Below are 16,004 nucleotides of genomic sequence, written 5' to 3'. Positions count from 1 at the left end.
GTTGTGACCCGCTCGGCGTGCGGTCGCACCGGAGACGGTGCGCACGCGCCGCGGGTTCTGGCCCCCCCGCTATGTGGAGGCGCATTGTAAGGGATTGCGCGCGGGCCGACTGCCGGGTTTGTCACCGATCGACAGCAGCCCGCCAGCCTGCGCGTCGCGGGCGGACGGCCCGCGACGGAGTGGGACGATGCGAAGCTCAGGCCGCGATGCGAAAGCGTCCGACCAGCGACTTGAGCGCCTGCGCCTGCTCGTCGAGCGCGTTCGCTGCGGCGGCTGCCTGTTCGACGAGCGCCGCGTTCTGCTGCGTGCCGGCATCCATCTGCGTGACGGCGCGGCCGATCTCGTCGATCCCCGCGCTCTGCTCGTCCGACGCCGCGGAGATCTCGCCGATGATGTCGGTCACGCGCTTGACCGCCCGCACCACGTCGTTCATCGTGCGGCCCGCATCGTGCGCGAGCGCCGCGCCGTTCGCCACGCGCTCGACCGACGCGCCGATCAGCCCACGGATCTCCTTCGCAGCAGTCGCCGCGCGCTGCGCGAGCAGCCGCACCTCGCCCGCGACCACCGAAAAACCGCGTCCCTGTTCACCCGCGCGCGCCGCCTCGACCGCCGCGTTCAACGCGAGAATGTTGGTCTGGAACGCGATCCCCTCGATCGTGCCGATGATGTCGCGAATGTTCTTCGCGCTGTCGTCGATCGCGCTCATCGTCGCGACCACGCGCCCGACGACTTCGCCGCCCGCCTCCGCGACGGCCGACGCATTGGCCGCGAGCGCGCTCGCCTGCCGCGCGTTCTCGGCGTTCTGCCGCACCGTCGACGTGAGTTCCTCCATGCTGGCCGCGGTGCGCTCGAGCGCGACGGCCTGCTGCTCGGTGCGCCGCGACAGGTCGAGGTTGCCGGTCGAGATCTCGCCGGACGCGGCCGCGATCGCCTCCGCGCTGACGGCGATCTCGCCGACGGTCGCCGCAAGCCCGGTCTGCATGTCGGACAGCGCACGCACCATGCTGTCGCGGTCGTGCCGGCCGAGCGGTATCGGCCGTGCGAGGTCGCCGCGGGCGATGTCGGCGGCGATCGCCTTCGCCTCGGCGGGCTCGCCGCCGAGCTGCGACGCGAGGCGGCGCACGACCCCTTCGGCAATCGCGATCGCCAGCACGATCAGCGCAGCCGTCATCGCCGCGATCATCGCGAAGGAGGACGAGAAGATCGTTGCGGACGCATCGAGCGTCGCCTTCGACTTCGCGCCGCGCGTCTTCACGAGCATCGCGACGAGCTTCTCGAGCTTGCCGGTCTCGACCAGCAGCGACACGTCCTGCGTGCCGACCTGCCAGTTCATCTGCGACAGGTCGAGCGGCTGCGCCTGCACGAGCGCGACGAAATCGCGCAGATGGCCGCTCCACGTGCCGACCGCCATCGAGAATGCGCGCAGTCGCGCGGAATCGTCCGCATCGGCCGGATCCGCGTAGCGCTGCAGCGTCGCGAGCGCCTGGCCGATCGACGCGAGCCCCGCGCCGACCTCGGCGCCCAAGTCGTCGCGCTCCTTCGCGGTGGTGGCGGTCAGCAGCATCTTCTGCGCGCGGCTCGCGCGCAGCACCTCGGCGCGCACCTCCTCCGCCGCCCGGCTCGCGACGTGCCCCTGCTCGTAGACCGACGCAATCGACGCGTTCAGCCGGCTGATCTGCCACAGCGAAAACACGCCGATCGCGAGCGTGCCGGCCAGCAGGATCGCGAACGCGGCGCGCAACGTCGCCTTGACCGTCCACGGCCGGGATTCGCGCCGGGCTGCCTGCGCGCGCCGTGCGGCGGGCCTGGCGGCTGCGTCGGATGCGGAGGCCGCAACCGGCCGCGGATGCAATGAAGCTGCTTTCATCGATATATCCCCGTATTGATCATGCCGCCGGAAAGGTCGGTTCCGGCGGTCGGCATTCCCGCGATGGCCCGCCATGCCGCGCGCCCTGCGCTCGCCCGGCTCGTGACCGGTGCCGCACTGTGATGTCATTGGTCCTTCTACGGCCGCCATCGGCGTGCCTTGAGTCCGGGCAAACACCGATCCGTCCCGCGCGACCGCCACGAAAGGCAGACGCGCCGCAGCGTTATACCTGGCCAAAAAACGGCGTCATGGCCGAATCGTCACAACAATGTCCGAATCGCGACAAAACTTGGCCTGACATTCGCAATACGCCACATTACACTTCTTTGACGCAACAACGATTCGAACGCGCCGATCCCCATCAGAGCGCGTCCCGCCACCTCAACTCGCTCAGCTCACATGGAAACCAGCCTCGATACGGGCGCCGGCGCGACAGCCGCAGCCCAGCCGTCTGCCCCACCCGCTCCGCGTACCGTCTATCCCGTGCTCGGCGCGATCAGCTTCTCGCACATGCTCAACGACATGATCCAGTCGTTGATCCTCGCGATCTATCCGATGCTCAAGAGCCAGTTCGCGCTGTCGTTCGCGCAGATCGGCCTGATCACGCTGACCTACCAGATCACCGCGTCGCTGCTGCAGCCGCTCGTCGGCCTGTACACGGACAAGCGGCCGAAGCCGTATTCGCTGCCGGTCGGGATGGGCTTCACGCTCGCGGGGCTACTGCTGATGTCGGCCGCGCAGAACTTCCCGACGCTGCTGGCGGCGGCCGCGCTGGTCGGCTGCGGCTCGTCGGTATTCCATCCGGAATCGTCGCGCGTCGCGCGGATGGCATCGGGCGGTCAGCACGGGCTCGCGCAGTCGCTGTTCCAGGTCGGCGGCAACGCCGGCTCGGCACTCGGGCCGCTGCTCGCCGCACTTGTGATCATTCCGCACGGCCAGCACAGCATCGCGTGGTTCTCGGCGGCCGCGCTCGTCGCGATGGTCGTCCTCACGCAGATCGGCCACTGGTACAAGAAGCATCCGTCGATGAAGAAGAAGGCCGCGGCGGCCGGCCATCCGACGCTGTCGCAGGGCCGCGTGCTCGCCGCGATCGGCGTGCTGGTGCTGCTGGTGTTCTCGAAGTACTTCTACCTCGCAAGCATCAACAGCTATTTCACGTTCTACCTGATCGACAAGTTCCACCTGTCGGTGCAGGCCGCGCAGATCCACCTGTTCGTGTTTCTCGCGGCAGTCGCGGCCGGCACGCTGATCGGCGGGCCGGTCGGCGACCGGATCGGCCGCAAGTACGTGATCTGGGTGTCGATCCTCGGTGTCGCGCCGTTCACGCTGCTGCTGCCATACGCGAACCTGTTCTGGACGAGCGTGCTGAGCGTGATCATCGGCGTCGTGCTGGCGTCGGCATTCGCCGCGATCCTCGTCTACGCGACGGAGCTGATGCCCGGCAAGGTCGGGATGGTCGCGGGCCTGTTCTTCGGCTTCGCGTTCGGCCTGGGGGGCGTGGGTGCCGCCGTGCTCGGCCAGCTCGCGGATGCGACGAGCATCACGTTCGTCTACAAGGTGTGCTCGTTCCTGCCGCTGATCGGCGTGCTGACGGTGTTCCTGCCGAACCTCGAAAGCAGCCGGCGCAAGAAGGCGTGACGAATCGGCCGCGGCATGTGTGCCACAGCCGCTCGATTCGAAGGGAAAGTGCGACGGCGGCTTCAGGCCGCCGTCGTCGCATGCAGCGCCAGGAAACGCTTGAGGATGCCAGACGAATAGCTGCTCGCGATCGCCGACAGGAAGTGCGAAAACGACTGCGTCGCATGATCGTCGGCCGTATCGGAGATCGTGCGCACGATGGCGAACGGCACGTCGTGCTCGGCGCACACCTGCGCGATCGCCGCGCCTTCCATCTCGACCGCGAGCGCGTCCGGCAGCGCATCGCGCAGCGCGACGACTTCCCGCTCGCTCGATACGAAGCGGTCGCCGCTGATGATCAGCCCGCCGTGAAGCGTCGCACCCGCCAGCCCGAAACGCTCGGCGAACCGCGCGCCCTCCTCGGCGACGAACAGCGTGCATGCGGCCTTCAGACGAGCCGTCAGCGCCGCATCGGTCGCGAACCGCGTGATGCCGAGCAGCGGCACCTCGTAGCGCGGAAACAGCGGCGACGCATCGAGATCGTGCTGCAGCAACAGATCGGCGACGACGACGTCGCCGACGCGCACCGTGCGCGACACGCCGCCCGCGACGCCGGTGAAGACGATGCCGGACACATCGAACACGTGAATCAGCGCGCTGACCGTCGCGGCGGCGGCCACCTTGCCGACCCGCGCGAGCGTGACGACGCAGGCCGCGCCGTGCACCGTGCCGACGTGATAATCGCGGCGTCCGAGCGTGATCGTCTTCGTCGCGCCTTCGGCACGCATCGCGGCGATCAGGTCGCCGAGTTCCTCCGGCAACGCGGCCAGAATGCCGAGCGGCCGCATCGAGACCGTTTGAACCATGTCGATGCTCATCATTCCACCGCCTGCAGTTTCGCGACCGCCAGCGCGAGCCACTTCTCGCCGTGCCGCTTGAACTTCACCTGCGCCTTCGCATCCGCGCCGTTGCCTTCGAGCGCGGTGACCGTCCCCTCGCCGAACTTGGTATGGAATACCTGCTGACCGATGCGGAAGCCGGTGTCGGCCGCGCGCTGCTTGTTCGCGAACGCCGGCAGCGGCGCTGAGACCGCCGCGTCGACGACCTGCTCGCGACTGCCGCCGCCCGGCCGCGCGAACCAGTCGCGCCCCCAGCCGGCGTTGTCCGAGCGGCCGCCCCAGCGCGAACCCGCCTCGACCTTCGGCGTGAGCCATTTCAGCACGTGCTCCGGCAATTCGTCGAAAAAGCGCGAGCGCACGTTGTAGCGCGTCTGGCCGTGCAGCATCCGGCTTTGCGCGAACGACAGATAGAGCCGCTCCTTTGCGCGCGTGATCGCAACGTACATCAGCCGCCGCTCTTCCTCGAGACCGTCCGATTCGAGCACGCTGTTCTCGTGCGGGAACAGCCCTTCCTCGAGGCCGGTGATGAACACGGCCGAGAATTCGAGACCCTTCGCTGCATGCACCGTCATCAGTTGCACCGCGTCCTGGCCGGCCTGCGCCTGGTTGTCGCCGGCTTCCAGCGACGCGTGCGACAGGAAGCCCGCGAGCGGCGTCATCGTGTCGGGGTTCTGCGCGGGGTCGCCGAGCGGCGCCGGATCGAGCACGTCGATCGTCGGATCGTCCGCGTCCACGCCAAGCTCCGGCGCCGCGATCGCGCCCGCGCGCAGCGGAATCGAGCGGGCCGGCGCATCGAGCCCGTAACCTTCCTCGCTGACGAACGCGGTGGCCGCGTTCACGAGTTCCTGCAAGTTCTCGAGGCGGTCCTGGCCTTCGCGCTCGCCCTGGTAGAAATCGGCGAGGCCACTCGCACGCACGACGTATTCGACCGTCTCCGGCAGGCTCATCTGCTGCGTCTCGGCGCGCATCTTCGCGACGAGGTTCGCGAACGCGCCGAGGCTCGTGCCGGCCTTGCCGGTGACGTACGGAATCGCCGCGGCCATCGAGCAGTCATACAGGCGCGCGGCGTCCGCGAGCTGCTCGATCGAGCGCGCGCCGATCCCGCGCGTCGGGAAATTCACGACTCGCACGAACGCGGTGTCGTCGTTCGGGTTGTCGATCAGGCGCAGGTACGCGAGCGCGTGCTTCACCTCCTGGCGTTCGAAGAAGCGCAGACCGCCATACACGCGGTACGGGATGCCCGACGTCATCAGCGTGTGCTCGATCGCGCGCGACTGCGCGTTGCTGCGATACAGCACGGCAACCTCGCTGCGCGACATCCCGGAGTTGATCAGCGAGCGGATCTCCTCGACGATCCAGCCGGCCTCCTGCGCATCGGTGCTCGCCTCGTACACGCGCACGGGCTCGCCATGGCCGGCGTCGGTGCGCAGGTTCTTGCCGAGGCGATGCGAGTTGTTGGAGATCAGCTGGTTCGCCGCGTCGAGGATGTTGCCGTGCGACCGGTAGTTCTGCTCGAGCTTGATCAGGTTGCGCACGCGGAATTCGTCTTCGAAATCGCGCATGTTGCCGACGTTCGCGCCGCGGAACGCGTAGATCGACTGGTCGTCGTCCCCGACCGCGAAGATCGCGTTCTCCCCGCCCGCGAGCATCTTGAGCCACGCGTACTGCAGCTTGTTGGTGTCCTGGAACTCGTCGACGAGGATGTGCTTAAAGCGCGCCTGGTAGTGCGCGCGCAGCGGCGCGTTGTACGCGAGCAGCTCGTAGCAGCGCAGCAGCAGCTCGGGGAAATCGACGACTCCCTCGCGCTGGCACTGCTGGTCGTACGCCTGGTAGAGCTCGACGAACTTGCGGTTGAAGTTGTCGGACGCGTCGACCTTGTCGGGACGCAGCCCCTGCTCCTTCGCGTTGTTGATGAAGTACTGGACGTTCTTCGGCGGATATTTTTCGTCGTCGACATTCGCCGCCTTCATCAGCCGCTTGATCGCCGACAACTGGTCGGCCGTGTCGAGGATCTGGAAGGTCTGCGGCAGGCCGGCGTCGCGCCAGTGCGTGCGCAGCATCCGGTTGCACAGTCCGTGGAACGTGCCGATCCACATGCCGCGCGTGTCGATCGGCATCATCGCCGACAGCCGCGCCATCATTTCTCGCGCAGCCTTGTTCGTGAAGGTGACGGCAAGCACGGTGGCCGGCGACGCGTAACCCTGCTGGATCAGCCACGCGATACGCGTGATCAGCACGCGGGTCTTGCCGCTGCCCGCCCCCGCGAGGATCAGCGCCGGTTCGTTCGGCAGCGTGACGGCGGCGTATTGTTCAGGGTTCAGATTGGCGAGCAGATCGGGCATGGAGCGGCAGCGGACGTGCGAGAAAAATGCGGACCCGCCATTATAAGTCGGCCGCGCGATGCCGTTTCCGATCCGCTCCGACGCCTGCCGTCGCCCGCGTTGCGGCGCCCCCGCGACCGGCCCGCCCGGGCAAGCGATGGCTGGCCGATGTGCATCCATTTATAATTGTCAGATTCGGCATCCAATTCACGCATTTTTCGGCAGATTTCCAACCATGAGCGACAGCACGCTTGCGAAGAGTTTCGAGCCCCACACCATCGAGTCCCAATGGGGGCCGGAGTGGGAAAAACGCGGCTACGCCGCACCGGCATTCGATCCGGCACGCCCCGATTTCGCGATCCAGCTGCCGCCGCCGAACGTCACCGGCACGTTGCACATGGGCCACGCGTTCAACCAGACGATCATGGACGGCCTCGCGCGTTACCACCGGATGCTCGGCGAGAACACGCTGTGGGTGCCCGGCACCGACCACGCGGGGATCGCGACCCAGATCGTCGTCGAGCGCCAGCTCGATGCACAGGGCGTATCGCGCCATGACCTCGGCCGCGAGAAGTTCGTCGAGCGCGTGTGGGAGTGGAAGCAGCAGTCCGGCTCGACGATCACCGGCCAGGTGCGCCGTCTCGGCGCGTCGACCGACTGGTCGCGCGAGTATTTCACGATGGACGACAAGATGTCGGCCGCCGTGCGCGACGTGTTCGTCACGCTCTACGAACAGGGCCTGATCTACCGCGGCAAGCGCCTCGTGAACTGGGATCCGGTGCTGCTCACCGCGGTGTCGGATCTCGAGGTCGCGAGCGAAGAGGAAAACGGCCACCTGTGGCACATCCGCTACCCGCTCGTCGATGGTTCGGGTTCGCTGACCGTCGCGACCACGCGCCCGGAAACGATGCTCGGCGACGTCGCGCTGATGGTCCATCCGGAAGACGAGCGCTACGCGCACCTGATCGGCAAGCTCGTCACGCTGCCGCTGACGGGCCGCGAGATTCCGGTGATCGCCGACGACTACGTCGACCGCGAGTTCGGCACGGGCGTCGTGAAGGTCACGCCCGCGCACGACTTCAACGACTACCAGGTCGGCCTGCGCCACAACCTCGCGCCGATCGAGATCCTGACGCTCGATGCGAAGATCAACGACAATGGCCCCGAGCAGTATCGCGGCCTCGACCGCTTCGACGCGCGCAAAGCGATCGTCGCCGACCTCGATGCGGAGGGTTTCCTCGACTCCGTCAAGCCGCACAAGCTGATGGTGCCACGCGGCGACCGCACCGGCGTCGTGATCGAGCCGATGCTGACCGACCAGTGGTTCGTCGCGATGACGAAGCCGGCGCCGGAAGGCACGTTCAACCCGGGCAAGTCGATCACCGAAACGTCGCTCGACGTCGTGCGCAACGGCCAGATCAAGTTCGTGCCGGAAAACTGGACCACCACCTACTATCAATGGCTCGAGAACATCCAGGACTGGTGCATCTCGCGGCAGCTGTGGTGGGGTCACCAGATTCCGGCATGGTACGGCGAAAACGGCGAGGTGTTCGTCGCGCGCGACGAGGAAGAGGCACGCGCGCAGGCCGCCGCGAAGGGCTATGCCGGCGCGCTGAAGCGCGACGAGGACGTACTCGACACGTGGTTCTCGTCGGCGCTCGTGCCGTTCTCGTCGCTCGGGTGGCCGAACGACACGCCTGAACTGCAGCACTTCCTGCCGTCGTCGGTGCTCGTCACCGGCTTCGACATCATCTTCTTCTGGGTCGCCCGGATGGTGATGATGACGACGCACTTCACCGGCAAGGTGCCGTTCCATACCGTCTACGTGCACGGCCTCGTGCGCGACGCGGAAGGCCAGAAGATGTCGAAGAGCAAGGGCAACACGCTCGACCCGATCGACATCGTCGACGGCATCGACCTCGAAACGCTGGTCGCGAAGCGCACGACGGGCCTGATGAACCCGAAGCAGGCCGCCACCATCGAGAAGAAGACGCGCAAGGAATTCCCGGACGGCATCGCCGCGTTCGGCACCGACGCGCTGCGCTTCACGATGGCGTCGATGGCGACGCTCGGCCGCAACGTGAACTTCGACCTCGCGCGCTGCGAAGGCTATCGCAACTTCTGCAACAAGCTGTGGAACGCGACGCGCTTCGTGCTGATGAACTGCGAAGGCCACGACTGCGGCGCCGACAAGCCGGAAGTGTGCGGCGCGGGCGACTGCGGCCCCGGCGGCTACCTCGACTTCTCCGCGGCCGACCGCTGGATCGTGTCGCTCCTGCAGCGCACCGAGGCCGACATCGCGAAGGGCTTCGCCGATTACCGCTTCGACAACATCGCCACCAGCATCTACAAGTTCGTGTGGGACGAGTACTGCGACTGGTACCTCGAACTCGCGAAGGTGCAGATCCAGAACGGCACGCCGGAACAGCAGCGCGCAACGCGCCGCACGCTGCTGCGCGTGCTGGAAACGGTGCTGCGCCTCGCGCACCCGATCATCCCGTTCATCACCGAAGCGCTCTGGCAGAAGGTCGCGCCGCTCGCCGGCCGTTATCCGCAAGGCAAGGCCGAAGGCGAAGCGTCGCTGATGACGCAGGCGTATCCGGTCGCGAACCTGCAGAAGATCGACGAGGCGTCGGAGCAATGGGCGGCCGACCTGAAGGCGATCGTCGACGCGTGCCGCAACCTGCGCGGCGAGATGAACCTGTCGCCAGCAACCAAGGTGCCGCTGCTCGCGGCCGGTGATGCCGAGCGCCTGCGCTCGTTCGCGCCGTACGTCCAGGCCCTCGCGCGCCTGTCGGAAGTGCAGATCCTGGCCGACGAAGCGACGCTCGACCAGGCAGCGCACGGCGCGCCAATCGCGATCGTGGGCCCGAACAAGCTGGTACTGAAAGTGGAAATCGACGTCGCGGCCGAACGCGAGCGCCTGTCGAAGGAAATCGCGCGCCTGACGGGCGAGATCGCCAAATGCAACGCCAAGCTCGGCAACGAGGCATTCGTCGCGAAAGCGCCGCCGGCCGTGGTCGAACAGGAGCAGAAGCGTGTCGCCGAATTCCAGAGCACGCTGGAAAAACTGCGCGCTCAACTCGATCGGTTGCCTGCGTAACAAACGGTAAGGTCGTTTGCGTTCACTATAATCGGAACGTGAACATAGACTGTCTGACAAGTCGATTACAGGAATAAAGGTTCGATCATGTTGAAAGTCACCAAGGCGGTATTCCCCGTTGCCGGTCTCGGCACGCGGTTCCTCCCGGCAACGAAGGCGAGCCCGAAGGAAATGCTGCCCGTCGTCGACAAGCCGCTGATCCAGTACGCGGTCGAGGAAGCGATCGCCGCGGGCATCACGGAGATGATTTTCGTGACCGGGCGCAGCAAGCGCGCGATCGAGGACCACTTCGACAAGTCGTACGAGGTCGAGGCCGAACTCGAGGCGCGCGGCAAGGAGAAACTGCTCGAGCTCGTGCGCAGCATCAAGCCGAGCCATGTCGACTGCTTCTACGTGCGCCAGCCGGAAGCGCTCGGCCTCGGCCATGCGGTACTGTGCGCGGAGAAGCTCGTCGCCGACAATCCGTTCGCGGTGATCCTCGCCGACGACCTGCTCGACGGCAACCCGCCCGTGATGAAGCAGATGGTCGACGTGTTCGACCACTATCACAGCTCGGTGATCGGCGTGGAAGAGATCCCGCCGTCGGAGACGAAGTCGTACGGCATCGTCGACGGCAAGGAGTGGGAAGAATCGATCGTCAAGATGTCGGCGATCGTCGAGAAGCCGGCGCCGGAAGTCGCGCCGTCGAACCTTGGCGTGGTCGGCCGCTACATCCTGAAGCCTCGAATCTTCGAACACCTGCGCGCGCTGAAGCCGGGCGCGGGCGGCGAACTGCAGCTCACCGACGCGATCCAGGCGCTGCTCGCCGACGAACAGGTGCTGGCCTACAAGTACCAGGGCACGCGCTACGACTGCGGCAGCAAGCTCGGCTACCTGAAGGCGACCGTCGAGTTCGCGCTGCGTCACCCGGAAGTCGGCGCCGAGTTCGACGCGTACCTGCGCGCGCGCTGCAACGGGCAACCGGCTGCCTGAACGCGACACGGGCCGGCCTCGCCTGCGCGGCGGGCCCGCCCTCACCTCACGGCCGGCGCGTCAGCGCGTGGCGGCCGACTTCACCGAGACGACGCCCGGCATTGCGCCCGCGTCGTCTTTTTTCGTCTTCACGAGCCAGCCGTCGCCCTGTTCGAACGGCAGCTTCGCGAGCGCGCTCTTCACGAGCGTCGGCGCGGCCTGCTGCGTGCCCGCATCGCGATCGCGCATCGACGCCGACACGCGATAGACGTCGGCGCCCGACTTCGCGTCGACGAAACGCAGCGTCAGCACGTGGCGGTACACCTGGCCCGCGAACGGTAGCGCGAACGGCGCCGGCCCATCGACGGTCACGCACGCGCTGCTTGCCGCGCCGCACTGGTCGGCCGTCGCCGCGATCGACGCCGGCTGCGTCGCATACGCGATCGACAGCCGGTAGCGCGCGGCCTGGCCACGCTGCGCGTCGAAGCCGCGGTGCGCGAGCTCGTCGCGCACGAGCGTCTCGATCTGCCGGTATTCGGCATCGTCGGCCTGAGCGGCCGTGCGAACGAAATCGTAGTCGTGTGCACCGGATTCGAACGCGTTCGGCTGCCCGAGCGCGCTCACGCCGGTCGTGACGCCGGCGCAACCCGTCAACAGCGCCACCGCAAGCGCGGTCGCTGCCCATTCCTTTCTCATGACTTCCCCCAAATGCCTGCCGTCTTGCCCGGCCCTGTCAGGCGGACGGCTCGTCGATCGCGGGCAGCGACACCGTCACCGCGGTGCCGACACCCACTTCGCTGTCGACCGTCACGCTGCCGCCGTGGCGCGTGACGACCGTCTTCACGAATGCCATGCCGAGCCCCGAGCCCGAGATTTCGGGCCGCTCGCCCGCATGGAATCGCTTGAAACGCTCGAACAGATGCCGCTGATCTTCCGGCGCGATGCCGTACCCCTGATCGCGAATCGTACAGAACATCCGCTTCGATGCATGCTCGACCGTCAGCGTACACGTGATCACCGTGTCGGACGGACTGTATTTGACCGCGTTGTTCAGCAGGTTGACGAACGCGCGCGTGATCAGCGAGCGGTCGGCACGCGTCCAGCCCATGTCGGTGCCGACGTCGGTCTCGATGCGGATGCGCTTCGCCTGCGCCTGCGGCCACACTTCGTCGCTCGCGTCGATCAGCACGTCGACAAGGCTGGTCGGTTCGAGCTGGTACACCTGCGACTCCGCGCGCGCCAACTGCACGAACTCGTCGGCGAGTGACAGCGCACGATGCGCATACCGCTCGATCCGCGCGAGCAGCCCGCGCATCGCGTCGGTTTCGACGCGATCGCGCTCGATCTCGACGAGCGCGAGGATCGACGACTGCGGCGAGCGCATGTCGTGCGACAGCAGATGCAGCGCCTCCTCGCGCTGCCGCTCGGCCGCGTGCAACTCCGTCACATCAACGAGGCCGGCGATCCAGCCCGTCACGCGGCCCTGCGCATTCGTACACGGGGCGTAGCGTAACAGATGGTCGAGCCCGTCCCGATCGCGCACCTCGATGCCGCGCGCCATCGCTTCGTCTTCGGCCCCGAGCGTCGGGTCGAGCGCTGCCGGCCAGTGTTCACGGATCGTGACGTCGTGTTCGGCATTGCCGTCGACGGTCTTCATGAAGGTCAGCTCGCCGAGCGCGTCGCGCAGCGGCCGCCCTTCCGCCAGCGGCAGCGCGAGGCGCGCCCCGTAGCGCTTCGCTGCGTGGTTCGCGATCAGCACGGTCCCGGCCAGGTCGGTGACCAAGATCGGCTCCGGCATGCTGTCGAGGCTGTCCCACACGAAACGCTTCATGTCCTGGACGCGCTGCGCGGCCTGCGCCATCAGCGCGATCTGCCGTTCGAGCACGTCGCCACCGACGCTGCGCGTGCGCGGCGCCTCGGGCAGCAGATGCGGCTCGTCGGCCAGCCGCTGCAGTTCGCGGCGCAGGTGCGACATCGTCATTTCCAGGCGCCGCCAGTTCCAGATCGGGTACACGGCGATCAGCCCGAAGACCGCCGGCGCGGGCGACAGCCACACGCGCGCCTCGAACAGCAGCGCCAGGCTCGCGACGACGGACAGCGCGGCCAGGCTCAGCGTCAGCAGCAGCGCGCGCCACGGCGACAGCATCAGGAAACCGCCCAGCAGCACGGCGAGCGGCAGCAGCGATGCGGCGAAGAGCCAGTCACGAGGCGCGGGCAGGATCGCGCTGCCGGTGGACAGCATGTCGAGCACGTTCGCATGAATGTACACGCCGGCGAGCGGGCCAAAGTCGCCCGACACCGGGGTCGCGAAGCGGTCGAAGAGGCCCGATGCAGTCACGCCGACGACGACGATCTTGCCGCGCAACACGTCGGGTTTCACGCGCCCTTCGAGCACGTCGTCGAACGACAGCGTCGGATAAGCGGGGGTGTTGCGGCTGAACGGGATCAGGTAGCGGCCCTCGCCGGTCGCGTCGCGCGACAGGTCGTGCGCATTCGCGCCGGGCGCACCGCCGACCGGATGCAGCCGGCCGGCCTGAATTGCACGATAGACGGGCACCATCAGTTGCGGCCAGCGCACGCGTCCGTCGCTTTCGTACAGCGCGACGCTGCGCACGATACCGTCGGGATCGACTTCCAGGTTGATGTGGCCGAGCCCCATCGTGCGTGCCGACAGCTCCGCCACCGGCGGATCGACGGTGCGCGTGCCGTCCGCCTGCTCGGGGCTCAGCAAGACGGGCAGAAAGGTCGGCACACGGGACATTGCGTCCGCGAACGCGCGATCCTCCGGCGACTGCTCGGTAAACAGCACGTCGTAGACGACTGCGGCCGGCCGCGCACGCGCCAGCGTGTCGAGCAGCCGCGCGTGCACGCTGCGCGGCCACGGCCAGCGGCCCAGTGCGGACACGCTCTGGTTGTCGATGTCGACGACGACGACATCGGGCGACAACGGCAGACTGCGCAGCATCAGCAGCCGGTCGTAGATGAGCCCGTCGACGCTCGACGACAACCGGCCGAACGCGCACGCGAGGATCACCGCGATCCCGAGGCAGCCGATCGCGATCCACTCGATCAGGAAGCGGCGGCCCAGATGCCGCCGCGGGGAAACGGAGTCGGTTTTCATGCGCCGCGGCTCAGCGCGACAACGTGAACGCGCTGACCGGACTCGTCTTCTGATAGAACTTGCCGCCTTCGAACTCCTCGACCGTCACCGCCCAGTAGTAGTCGCCGGGCGGCAGGTGCGCGACCGTGATCCTGCGCGCCTGCAGGCCCATCTGGTCGACGACCGGCGCGCTCAGGTCCTTCGAGCGCGACAGCACGAACCGATAACGTGCATCCTTGCTCGCGCCATTCGGCGACCAGCGGAACTCATAGCCATTCGGGCCGGGCGACGCGGTCGCGTCGAGCCCCATCAGGCGCCGCTCGAACGCGTAAATGTGCGGCATGCCCTCGAGGCCGTTGTCGTCGATCGCGGCGATCCGGACGAAGTACGTCCCGTTCGGCACCTCGCGGAACACCGCGCGCGACGAGACGGTGCGCGTCTCGCTGAACAGCTCCAGCATGCCCGCGTCGCGCGCAAGTTGCAGGTGATAGGCGTGCGCATGCTCGAGCGGCGCGATGTCGAACGTCAGATCGGACTCGTCCTGCACCTTGTCGGGATGCGTGAGCGCGGGCGCCGGCAGCAGTTGCACGGGCGCACCGACCTCGCCGGACGATGTCGAGATGCTACCGAAATTCGCATGCACGAGCGTCGGGTCGGCCGACTGCTGCTTGCCCGCGACGCCGACGGTGCCGTCGAGCACCTCGACGCGCGTCGCCGCGTTGCCGGCGGCGTCGTAGTTCACGCGGAACCGCGTGCCGCGCACGCCCGCCACGACCGACGGCGAGCGGATCTGGAAGCGGTCGTCGCGCTTTTTCAGATGCGTGACTTCGCTGTCGACCGAACCGCGCGTGAGTTCGAATTCGCGATCGAGCGTGCCGGTCAGCACGGTGCGGCGCAGGGTCTTCAGATCGAGCTGACTGTCGGGCGGCAGGCTCATGTGCGTGCCGTCGGCCAGTTCGAGCGTCAGGAAACCGTTCGCGCCGGTGCGCACGCGGTCGCCCTCGGTGAGCGTCGCATCGCTCACGAGCGGCGCGTACGCGTCGCCGGACGCGCGCTCGGCCGTGCCCTGCACCGCGATGACGCGCGCGGTCAGCTTTTCCTTGCGCAGGCGCGCGACGGGCAGCTTCAGCGCGATGCCGGGCTGCAGGTGTTTCGGCGCAGGCACGCCGTTGATCTGCTGCAGCAGCTGCCAGTCGTCCGGGCCCTGCAGGTAGCGCGCGGCGACGTCGTAGAGCGTGTCGCCGGCATGCGTGCGGTAGACGACCGTCTTGCCCACGGCAGCGGGCGGCTGTGCGACGGCCTGCTGTGCCGCGAACGCGAACACGATCGCGCACGTCGCATGCAGTGCTGCCGTGCGCAAGCGCGCCGTGCGCTGCGTGATTCGCTGGGTCACTCCGGTTCTCCCTGGCCGACCCGCTCGAGCCGGTAGCCGTAGCCGTAGATCGGCGCGAGGCGATAGCCGTTTTCCGGCCGCAGGCCGAGCTTCGTGCGCAGCATCGAGATGTGCGTGTCCATCGTGCGCGACGGAATGTCGGTCGCCTGCTTCCACACGAGATCGAGAATGTGCGCGCGCGACAGCGGTCGGTCGAGGTGCTGGAACAGCAGCAGCGCGAGCTCGAATTCCTTCTGCGTGAGGCTCACGGCCTTGTCGCCGACATACGCCTGCTTCAGATTCACGTCGAAGCGGAACTGGTCGAACTCGCGAACGGTCGCCTCCGCGTTGACCGGATACGCGCGGCGCAGCAGCGAGCCGATGCGCGCGCGCAGGATCGGGCCCGACACGGGCTTGACCACGTAATCGTCGGCGCCGGCGTTGAGGATCTGGGTGATCCCCGCCTCGTCGTCGCGGCTCGTCATGAAGATGATGGGCAGGCTGTGCTCCGTCTGGTTCGCACGCACCCACTTGAGCACTTCCTCGCCGGACATGTCCGGCACGTTCCAGTCGAGCACGAGCAGATCGAACGTCTCGCGCTGCAAGCGCTTCTTCAGGGCCTTGCCTTCCTTGAACGCATAGCATGTGTGGCCAGCGGCCGTCAGCGTTTGACTGACGAAATCCGTCTGGGCCGGATCGTCATCCAGTACAGCAATTCTCATAGCACCCCGCAAATCGAAATCGATTCGTCCAGTTCAGCTCCCCGCGCTCACC

General features: G+C 67.4%; 10 protein-coding genes. 3 read left to right on the top strand and 7 right to left on the bottom strand.

Going from position 1 to position 16,004, the window contains the following annotated elements; genetic code table 11:
- Positions 1–196 precede the first annotated feature (196 nt).
- The gene (locus tag ACV22W_RS27110; RefSeq protein WP_448022593.1) at positions 197–1,867 is read right to left on the bottom strand and encodes a methyl-accepting chemotaxis protein; all 1,671 of its coding nucleotides are present in this window, start codon (positions 1,865–1,867) and stop codon (positions 197–199) included.
- Between the two features lie 399 nt (positions 1,868–2,266).
- Between ACV22W_RS27110 and ACV22W_RS27105 the strand changes: the two genes are divergently transcribed.
- Positions 2,267–3,505 carry an MFS transporter gene (locus ACV22W_RS27105; RefSeq protein ID WP_059524136.1) on the top strand — a complete coding sequence of 413 codons (1,239 nt, stop codon included), beginning with the start codon at positions 2,267–2,269 and terminating at the stop codon, positions 3,503–3,505.
- A gap of 62 nt (positions 3,506–3,567) precedes the next feature.
- Here the strand turns inward: ACV22W_RS27105 and ACV22W_RS27100 are convergent, their stop codons facing one another.
- Both ACV22W_RS27100 and ACV22W_RS27095 read right to left on the bottom strand, forming a co-directional pair.
- Entirely contained in the window at positions 3,568–4,365 is a 798-nt protein-coding gene (locus ACV22W_RS27100; RefSeq protein ID WP_448022592.1) for a 5'-methylthioadenosine/adenosylhomocysteine nucleosidase, read from the bottom strand.
- Complete coding sequence (locus ACV22W_RS27095) at positions 4,362–6,725, bottom strand: UvrD-helicase domain-containing protein (RefSeq protein WP_448022591.1); 2,364 nt, start codon at positions 6,723–6,725, stop codon at positions 4,362–4,364. The genes ACV22W_RS27100 and ACV22W_RS27095 overlap by 4 nt, the downstream gene beginning before the upstream one ends.
- A gap of 214 nt (positions 6,726–6,939) precedes the next feature.
- Here ACV22W_RS27095 and ACV22W_RS27090 point away from each other — a divergent pair, with 214 nt between their 5' ends.
- Both ACV22W_RS27090 and galU read left to right on the top strand, forming a co-directional pair.
- Entirely contained in the window at positions 6,940–9,807 is a 2,868-nt protein-coding gene (locus ACV22W_RS27090; protein ID WP_448022590.1) for a valine--tRNA ligase, read from the top strand.
- A gap of 87 nt (positions 9,808–9,894) precedes the next feature.
- Positions 9,895–10,779: a UTP--glucose-1-phosphate uridylyltransferase GalU gene (galU, locus tag ACV22W_RS27085; protein ID WP_448022589.1), complete on the top strand. Its 885-nt coding sequence runs from the start codon at positions 9,895–9,897 to the stop codon at positions 10,777–10,779.
- A 60-nt stretch (positions 10,780–10,839) separates the two neighbouring features.
- Here the strand turns inward: galU and ACV22W_RS27080 are convergent, their stop codons facing one another.
- The 4 genes from ACV22W_RS27080 to ACV22W_RS27065 are packed head-to-tail and all read right to left on the bottom strand — an operon-like array spanning position 10,840 to position 15,952.
- Positions 10,840–11,454: a DUF4136 domain-containing protein gene (locus tag ACV22W_RS27080; RefSeq protein ID WP_448022588.1), complete on the bottom strand. Its 615-nt coding sequence runs from the start codon at positions 11,452–11,454 to the stop codon at positions 10,840–10,842.
- Between the two features lie 37 nt (positions 11,455–11,491).
- Positions 11,492–13,879, bottom strand: a complete 2,388-nt coding sequence (locus ACV22W_RS27075) for a CHASE2 domain-containing protein (protein WP_448022587.1) — start codon at positions 13,877–13,879, stop codon at positions 11,492–11,494.
- 10 nt (positions 13,880–13,889) lie between these two features.
- Positions 13,890–15,251 (bottom strand): FecR domain-containing protein, encoded by a 1,362-nt coding sequence (locus ACV22W_RS27070; RefSeq protein ID WP_448022586.1) that lies wholly within the window; start codon positions 15,249–15,251, stop codon positions 13,890–13,892.
- Entirely contained in the window at positions 15,248–15,952 is a 705-nt protein-coding gene (locus ACV22W_RS27065; RefSeq protein ID WP_006402120.1) for a response regulator transcription factor, read from the bottom strand. The genes ACV22W_RS27070 and ACV22W_RS27065 overlap by 4 nt, the downstream gene beginning before the upstream one ends.
- Between the last annotated feature and the right edge of the window lie 52 nt (positions 15,953–16,004).

The organism is Burkholderia sp. AW49-1 (genome assembly GCF_053427845.1).
Note: the sequence above shows the minus strand (reverse complement) of the source record. Positions and strands in the feature narration are given on the sequence as shown.